Raw genomic sequence first — 9,107 nt, forward strand, 5'->3', positions numbered from 1 at the left:
TTAGTACATTACCTAAAGCACGGTAGAAATGAGGGTCGCATTATTAAATCAGTATCTTTGGAGGAAAAACAATGAAATATGAAGAGCAACTTAAAGTTGTCAAAGAATCTAAACGCGTTCACCCCAAATGGTATCGAGCACAATACCCTGATGTAGAAGCTATTGGTTTGCACCCTTTTCGGCATTATTTAAAGTATGGCGCGGATATGGGGCGTAATCCAGGTAAAAACTTCGATACTAAGTTTTATGTTGATTGTTACCCAGAAGTTAAAGAGTCTCAACTTAATCCGGTAGTATATTATCATTTATATGGTAAAGAACGCGGACATTTGACCTCCCTCGATAATTCTAAGAAATGGGCAAAAAAATCCATTAATAAAATAAAAAGAAAGCTTTATGTATTAGGGTTTGTCGAGCGAGCGGTAGAGGAGCTTGAAGAACTGTCGCTATCTAAAAATAGCGTAGTGCGTGAGTATGCTTTACGAGAGCTAGCAATTTATTACTCTAAATCTGGTGRTAATGCTTTGTTAAGAAAAGCGAATGATATCTTTAACGCGCTATCACTCCGATTTTTTGATAAACAAGAAAAAAATAAGATTGATGTTATTCGGTTAGTGAACGGATACAAAGTAGAAGACCATTCTATAAAAGACATTGTTGAGCAAGGCCAAGGATACCTAGAGAATGATGTTCTTCTAGCACTCAGTAATTTTGAAAACAAAGAAACTAAAAAGTTAGCCTACATTAATAAGGTTTTAGCACGGTATAATATAAAACCCATCTCACTGATTGATTCTGATTGTAATCTATACGATCGCTTGTCGGTTGAAGATACCACTAAGGTCCACAAAGAAGAAAAAGTCACCGTATTAATAGCTTCATTTAATGCTAGCGAAACATTACCCACCACGCTACGTTCTTTACAGCAGCAAAGCTATACTAACTTAGAAATTCTAGTGTTAGATGACTGCAGTACTGACAATACAGCACAGGTCGTAGCGCAATTTTCGAAGCTAGACGCCCGAATTAAACTTGTTACTATGCCAGAAAACGGTGGCGCATATGTGGCAAGAAATTATGGGCTGGATATGGCGACCGGTGATTTTGTCACTATTCATGATGCAGATGACTGGTCTCATCCAGACAAAATTAGAACTCAGGTAGAGTATTTGTTAGACAATGCAGAGGTAATTGGTTGTACCTCGCAGCAAGCACGCGCCAACAATACACTAGAGTTTACGCGTTGGAGTGACAATGGCGTATTTATTATTACCAATACATCTTCGTTTATGTTTCGTAGACAGCCAGTTAAAGAAACGCTCGGTTATTGGGATACAGTTCGCTTTGGGGCAGACAATGAATTAGTACGAAGAATTAAAAAAGTGTTTGGCGATGAAAGTGTGGTTCATATTGACACTGGGCCTTTATCATTCCAGCGTGACTCTGATTCATCCGTAGTAGCCCACGAATTTTTTGGCATAAACGGTCAGCCATTTGGTGTGCGCAAAGAGTATTTAGAAGCTCAACAGTATTATCATGAAAACGCTGAACAGTTAAAGTATACGGGTGAGAGAGAGAAGGGATTGTTTGCGGCACCAAGTAATATGCGTGGGAGAGCAACCCTTGCCGTAGGTGATAGTGAACATTTTGACGTAATCATTGCTTCTGATTTTAGAATGATAGGTGGCAGTACATTATCTAATGCGGAAGAAATAAAGGCACACAAACGAGCAGGTTTAAAAACTGGGCTTATTCAAATGTACCGTTATGATTTAGATGCTAGCCCTACCCGAGTGATGTTACCCGAGATACGCAGTCAGGTCGACGGTGAGCAAGTTAAAGTACTTTGTTATGGTGATAAAGCTTCTTGTGATAAACTAATTTTACGTTATCCACCAATTTTGCAATATTATCAAAAGTATATTCCTGAGATTAAGGCCAAAGATATTCATGTTATTGTCAACCAGCCACCTATGAGTGACTATACGGAAAATGGAGTATTACGCTACCGCTTAGAGGATTGTGAACGAAATATCGCGAGAATGTTCAATGGAAAAGCAACCTGGTATCCAATTGGCCCGTTAGTAAGGGATGCTTTGTTAAATTATCATGCTGATGAACTCCCTTATATAGAATTATCCGAAAAGGACTGGAATAATATTATTGATATTGATGGTTGGAAGCGTGATACTTATCAACCTCAAGGTAAGCTAAAAATTGGTCGTCATTCTCGTGATCATTTTGTTAAATGGCCGGGTGATAAAGAAACCATATTGGCGGCTTACCCCGACCAAGACGATATTGAGGTTCATGTATTAGGTGGTGTGAAGGCGCCAAGTGAAGTATTAGGCTACACACCAAATAATTGGCATGTTCACGAATTTGGTAGCATCCATCCGAAAGATTTTTTGAAAGATATTGACGTTTATCTATATTATGCGCACCCAGATTGGGTGGAAGCATTTGGCCGAGTAATTATTGAAGCAATGGCGGTTGGGGTGCCTGTTATCCTACCTGAAGTTTATAAACCACTCTTTAAAGAGGCGGCATTATATGCCGATGAATACTCAGCGGTTGAAATAGCCCAGCAGTTAGTCGCAGATCCTATTGCCTATCAAAAACAGGTAGAAATTGCATTAGAATATGCAAATAAAAAATTTAGTTATCAAACTCATATTAATCGTGTAAATAAGAGGTGTTAATCCATGGGAGAAGTATTAAATATACCTAAGCAATCAGGTAAGGTCGGTGCAACTCAGCTGTCAAGCATAGAATTAGTTGAGTTTGATGCAAAAAACTTTCCAGTACACAAGAAAATTCGTGGGAAGTTTGAGCATGAATCTTTTCAATATGATTTTTACTGGGCTCCTAAAGAAAATGCAGATCGTATTTTTGTGCTGTTCTCCGGTAATGCAATGCGGGATCAGAATGACCCGCCTGTTTTTCAGCGCTGGTCATGGTCTGAGTATTTTCCAGGGCATTGTCTCTATATTTCTGACCCTACAATACGTTTAGATGATAAGTTAGGTCTTGCATGGTATTCGGGAAATGAATCTTATGATCCATTTCCTACGTTACTCAATCTAATTAAAGACATAGCTAAATTGGCAGAGGTCGATTTAACTAGGGTAACAACGTATGGTTCGAGTGGCGGTGGCTTCGCCGCAATGCGGCTTGGAATTATGGAGCCCAAGCTTTCTGTTGTTACTATCAACCCACAAGTAGAAATTACTAAGTATCGCTTTAAAAGTGGATTAGGTAAGTACTTACGGTTATGCTGGGGAAATATCACACCAGAAGAAGCCTTTACTAAAAATCCTCAACGAATGAGTAATATTGAACTTGCAAAGTTTAATGATGTTTCGTTAGTGAAAAGTAGGATTGTATATATCCAAAATACATTGGATGACCATCATTTTGATATACACCTAGATATGTTTTGTAAACATGTTGATATAGATAAAAAAGAATATCAGAGTGATGGGTTAAATATTATTCTATTCGAGCATGAAGGAGGGCATGGGAAAGCAGAAACTCCCGAGTGTTTCACAAAGGCAATGAATATTATCGAGAACTGGAATTAAAAAATGAATAAAATTAAAATTGCCGTGGCTGGCACTGGTTATGTTGGCTTATCGAATGCAATGCTATTGGCTCAGCATCATCAAGTAATGGCGTTAGATATTGATGCCCGTAAAGTCGATTTGTTAAACGACAAAATGTCACCGATTGAAGATAAAGAAATTAGTGACTTTTTAGCCCACAAAGCATTAGATTTTCGCGCCACGCTGGATAAACAAGAAGCGTATCAAGATGCTCAGTTTGTCATTATTTCCACGCCGACCGATTATGATCCGAAAACCAACTACTTTAACACCAGCTCGGTTGAGGCGGTGATTCAAGACGTATTGGCGATTAACCCTGATGCCGTGATGGTTATTAAATCAACGGTGCCAGTGGGTTACACTGCGGCGGTGCGTAAAAAGTTTGCCACTGAGAATATTATCTTCTCGCCAGAATTTTTACGCGAAGGGAAAGCGCTGTACGATAACCTCCATCCATCGCGCATTATTGTCGGTGAACGCAGCGAGCGTGCGGAGCGATTCGCTAGCTTGTTAAAAGAGGGCGCGATTAAACAAGACGTGGAAGTGCTATTTACTGATAGCACTGAAGCGGAAGCAATTAAGCTGTTTTCGAACACCTACCTAGCGATGCGCGTGGCCTACTTCAACGAGCTAGATACGTATGCCGCAACGCATGGTCTAGATGCCAAGCAAATAATCCAAGGCGTTGGTTTAGACCCACGTATTGGCAACCATTATAACAACCCGAGTTTTGGTTACGGTGGCTATTGCTTACCTAAAGATACTAAGCAACTATTGGCTAATTACCAAGATGTGCCTAACAACCTGATTCAGGCGATTGTTGAAGCAAATCGGACGCGCAAAGACTTTGTTGCCGATTCAATTGTCGCGCGAGAGCCGAAAGTGGTCGGTATTTACCGTTTGGTGATGAAATCTGGGTCGGATAATTTCCGCGCATCGGCGATTCAAGGCATTATGAAACGTGTTAAAGCCAAAGGGATTGAAGTGGTGGTGTATGAGCCAGAGCTTAAAGAAGAGCACTTCTTTAATAGCCGGGTAATGACCGATCTCAACGAGTTTAAACAACTGGCCGATGTGATTGTCTCTAACCGCTTTGACTCGGTGCTAGAAGACGTTGCCGATAAAGTATATACCCGTGACTTATTTGGCAATGATTAATTCACGCGTAAATGTGGTAATTTACCCTCAAGTTATCGTTTAGAACAGGCATCAAATCTCTATCCTCAGATGGTGATAGGGCCGCTATGCTGTTCCTTTCGCCTCCTTGTCTTGTGAACGTCAAATATCATCTTGTTTAGGATGAATAGTTGATAAGATTGTTCCAACGTGCAAGGAGGCTTTTCATCTAAGAGGATACGTGATGTTTCGTGATTTCAAATTAACSTTTCCTCCAGTGYGTCTGGAGTATGTTAAACAAGCTTACGCAAGCCATCAGGTCATTCTTGAGTATGGTTCCGGTGGGTCAACATTACTGGGTGCCGAGCAAGGTAGCACGGTTGTCACAACTGAAACCGATGCTAAGTGGCTGGTTGAGTTGATGGGCGCTTATCAAGAGCGAAGCTTACCCGGCAAGCTGATTCCGATTTACGCAGATATTGGTCCAACCAAAGCTTGGGGACGCCCCGTCGATGATAGTGAATTCAGGCGTTGGCCTGATTACCCTCAACGTGCGTGGGATTATTTGCAGGAGCATAAGCTTCATCCTGATTTGATTTTGATTGATGGTCGATTTCGCGTCGCAAGCTTTTTAACTGCGTGTATCAATATACGCAAGCCCGCCTTGGTTTTATTCGATGATTACGTTGAACGTGATTATTATCATGTCGTGGAAGAGTTATATAAACCCGTTGAGATTATCGATGATCGTATGGCCGTTTTTGAAATAAAGCCGAAGCGGATCAATCAGCGTTTTATTGTTAAAAATATTGATTATTTTATCGATCCTCGATAAGTTTTATCGCCTTACACGTCTTTATTGTTTTACAGCGAGTCGATTTATTATAACGCTAGCGACTCGCTTTTTATTTGTCAGTTCTAGGAGAGTCCTTTCATGATTAAAAAATGTTTGTTCCCTGCCGCTGGTTATGGCACGCGCTTTTTACCGGCAACAAAATCTATGCCAAAAGAAATGATGCCGGTGGTGAACAAGCCGTTGATTGAGTATGGCGTAGATGAAGCCATTCAAGCCGGTATGAACGATATGTGTGTGGTTACTGGCCGTGGCAAACAGGCGTTGATGGACCATTTTGATAAGAACTATGAGTTAGAACATCAAATTCAAGGCACCAGTAAAGAGGCCCTGCTAGATGATATTCGTGGTTTGATTGACTCCGCGAATTTTACCTTTATTCGTCAACGTGAAATGAAAGGCCTTGGCCATGCCATTTTGACTGGCCGTCCTTTGATTGGTGATGAACCTTTTGCAGTCGTGTTAGCCGATGATTTGTGCGTGAATGAGCAACAAGGCGTATTGGCACAAATGGTGGCTTTGTATAACCAGTTCCGTTGCACCATTGTCGCTGTACAAGAGGTGCCAGAGGACCAAGCGCATAAATATGGTGTGATTTCAGGGCAAGCGATTARAGATGATTTGTTCCGGGTTGATGATATGGTTGAAAAACCAGAGCCCGGCACGGCGCCGAGTAACCTCGCTATTATTGGCCGTTATATACTTACCCCTGATATTTTTGAATTAATTGAGCAAACCGAGCCAGGCAAGGGCGGCGAAATTCAAATTACCGATGCGCTGCTTAAGCAGGCTCAAGCAGGGTGTGTGCTGGCTTACAAATTTAAAGGCGAGCGTTTTGATTGTGGTAGTGTTGAAGGGTATATTGATGCCACAAACTACTGTTTTGAGCAGGTGTATAAAAAAGATCATAATACGCCTATCTCACAGCAGCCTACCGTGAAGGTGGCACAAGGTGCACCAGAAACAGAAGCAGAAACAGCCTAGCTGATCAGTATGGTGCGCTGCCTAGGGTTGGGGCGCACCATCATTTGCTTTAGCTTATTGGGCTGTTGCCGTGTTCGATTAACGTGCAACGAAAGTTGCGCCCCAACATAGTGTTAATTCTATGCAGTATCAAACCTTTCCCGGTGTTAAGGGAGGGTCTAAATCATTAGACAAGTTAGCCGCGCTTCGATTACCTGATTTACACGCGAAACGATTTTTAGATGTTGGGTGTAATGAAGGTTTTTTTTGTGGTTATGCGCTTTTTGAAGGCGCAAAAAGTGTGATAGGGATCGATCAATCACAAGAAGCGATTGGAAGGGCATCGTTGCGGTTTCCTGAGGGAAAATTCTTGTGCCAGTCTTGGCAAACATTGCCCGAAGGTCCTTTCGATGTGATCACCTTTTTGTCTGCGTTACATTATGCAGACGATCAAGAGGCTTTGATCCATCAAATAATGCAACAGCTTGACCCCCAAGGGGTTTTGGTGCTTGAAATTAGTATTGCTCCCGGAAATAAGGATGCGTTTATACCGGTAAAACGCGCGATCGATGAGCGTTTATTTCCTACCCGAGTGAAGCTTGGCAGCATGCTTAAAGACTATGCGTGGAAAGTGGTCGGTCATAGCGTCAAGCAAGCCGGTGATCCATTACAACGTTATGTGGTGCATGTACGAAAATGTCGCCCTTATGCGTATTTGCTGATGGATAAACCCGGTACGGGTAAAAGCACCGTCGCGCGCCGTTTATTTGAGCAAACTGACATTAAGACGTTATCGGGCGATCAATGCTATTACCGTATTAAACAGAAAAAAATCACGTGCAGCCCCGCCATACAAGCGATTGTTGATGAGCTCTACACCTCGGCAACAATTGATAAAGTGACGAAAAAAATCTTCGAGCAAGGTTTGCATCAAGAGCTTGTGGCGATGTGGAGAGAGCAAGCCGGTTTTACAGACGTTGCGTTGGACTCCTTTGTTCCTGAGTCGTATCGCGCAGACATTGCTCAGGCATTTTTTGATAGCGGCTATTTTCCGGTAGAACTGCAGTGGCCACAGGCGCACGCATTGGGGGTGCCAGCTCGTACTCCCGAACGTGCCAGTGCGTATGCCAAGCATTTGGCAAAAAACTCGCTGAGTGAGCAGGCAAAGTGTGTACGCGTAACGCGCCAGTTGCCTGAACAATGGCGTGATCGTGTGTGTTTTCATTTAGACTCGCCCGTGAATAATCAGCTCATTGTTGAAGAGAATACATTGCGGCTGTCCGGCTGGGCCGGTTGGCTGGATGAAACGGAAAGCCCATTGCAGTTAGTGGTCAGCCAAGGAACAAAACGTGAAACCTTTGCGTTTGCACGCGAGCGAAAAGATGTACTCGCGACCTTGTTCCCGGATAAAAACTATCCGTCAGCGTATTGGCAGCAATCGCCGTGCGGCTTTAGTGTGAGATATCAGTTAGATGAACAAAGCGATGCGCCTGTGCAGTTGTCGTTACAGACCGATGCGCACTGTGTGCCTATCGCGAGTGTTCAACTGACAGTGTCAAATGGCGAGCCGCTTTCATCGACGAGTTATCAACAGCGCGCTAAACGCTGGCTAAAACGTTGTCTTACTCATGGTTGATGTATTGTTATGAGTCGTTCTTTTCTTGTACGCGCCAAGCATCGCTTGGCGCTTTTTTTTGGTTCGTCGTCTGGGATGGCGTCGTCTAGTGTGGCGCGTTCGGATACCTTTGATGCAGCGCTTACCACAGTGCTTGGTTCTCCTTATTTTGATCTCAGTTGGTACAAAAAGGCGCAGCAGCTACCTTGTGATTTAAGCGATAAGGCCTGTGCTGAACACTATATAGAGCATGCCACGCRGGGAGCAGACCCCGGGCCGACGTTTTCATCTCAGTTTTACTTGGCGATGTATCCAGATGTTGCGCAGGCCGGTATCAATCCGTTGTTGCACTATAGTTACCACGGCTGCCATGAAGGGCGATTGGTTAACCAACAGCAGTGGGAAGAAACGTATCAGCTTAAACAGGTCAGAGATGCGCTTTGGGGAGGCTTTTCGCAGACTGCACTCGCTCAGTTGACGAGTTGGGCAAAGCCTTCAACGACGTCGAGGCGGTTGGCTTTTTACAGTTACTACGAGTTGGCGCGATGGGCTTTTTTCCATCAACAGTGGTGTGCCTATCGCACATACTCAGCATCTTTGTTGCCGCTTGCAGACGACTACCATGAGCGAAAAGCGGCGATACTGTTACATGCCTTCGCGCACTATCGTTGTGATGGGGTGGCAGCAATGCACGACGTATTGGCGCCATTTTTAGCGCAATGGCAGCAAGACGCTGATTTTATGTTGGCGTGGGCGAATGCTCACAGTGAGGATCAGCAACGTTTATCCATGCTTAATCACGTCTTTGAACGCCATGAGTTTGCGCCCATCAAAACATTCAATAGCGACGATTGTCTACTGCTCCGCAATGTGACGACCTCACCGACAACACCGGTCGAGGGCCCGTTAGTGACGGTGATTATCCCCGTTTATAATGCGGAAGATAGCATTGATA

General features: G+C 43.3%; 7 protein-coding genes. All 7 read left to right on the plus strand.

The window, feature by feature from the left end; all coding sequences use genetic code 11:
- Positions 1–71: 71 nt before the first annotated feature.
- A complete protein-coding gene (locus BZG83_RS14870; protein ID WP_077481689.1) occupies positions 72–2,702 on the plus strand; it encodes a glycosyltransferase in 2,631 nt (876 codons plus the stop codon).
- Positions 2,703–2,705: 3 nt separating this feature from the next.
- Entirely contained in the window at positions 2,706–3,584 is an 879-nt protein-coding gene (locus tag BZG83_RS14875; RefSeq protein ID WP_077481691.1) for a hypothetical protein, read from the plus strand.
- Positions 3,585–3,596: 12 nt separating this feature from the next.
- Complete coding sequence (locus tag BZG83_RS14880) at positions 3,597–4,763, plus strand: nucleotide sugar dehydrogenase (protein ID WP_077481699.1); 1,167 nt, start codon at positions 3,597–3,599, stop codon at positions 4,761–4,763.
- 202 nt (positions 4,764–4,965) lie between these two features.
- Positions 4,966–5,556: a hypothetical protein gene (locus tag BZG83_RS14885; protein ID WP_077481693.1), complete on the plus strand. Its 591-nt coding sequence runs from the start codon at positions 4,966–4,968 to the stop codon at positions 5,554–5,556.
- Positions 5,557–5,655: 99 nt separating this feature from the next.
- Positions 5,656–6,558 (plus strand): UTP--glucose-1-phosphate uridylyltransferase GalU, encoded by a 903-nt coding sequence (gene galU / locus BZG83_RS14890; RefSeq protein ID WP_077481695.1) that lies wholly within the window; start codon positions 5,656–5,658, stop codon positions 6,556–6,558.
- A 121-nt stretch (positions 6,559–6,679) separates the two neighbouring features.
- Positions 6,680–8,173 (plus strand): methyltransferase domain-containing protein, encoded by a 1,494-nt coding sequence (locus BZG83_RS14895; RefSeq protein ID WP_077481697.1) that lies wholly within the window; start codon positions 6,680–6,682, stop codon positions 8,171–8,173.
- A gap of 9 nt (positions 8,174–8,182) precedes the next feature.
- Positions 8,183–9,107 (plus strand): hypothetical protein (locus BZG83_RS14900; RefSeq protein WP_198929744.1); only part of this gene is annotated, 925 nt, incomplete at its 3' end.

Source organism: Salinivibrio sp. PR919, from assembly GCF_001995355.1.
Lineage (GTDB): Bacteria > Pseudomonadota > Gammaproteobacteria > Enterobacterales > Vibrionaceae > Salinivibrio > Salinivibrio proteolyticus.

Coding starts and splice junctions, on each gene's coding strand:
- BZG83_RS14875 (WP_077481691.1), top strand. CDS start 2,706: ATGGGAGAAGTATTAAATATACCTAAGCAATCAGGTAAGGTCGGTGCA.
- BZG83_RS14895 (WP_077481697.1), top strand. CDS start 6,680: ATGCAGTATCAAACCTTTCCCGGTGTTAAGGGAGGGTCTAAATCATTA.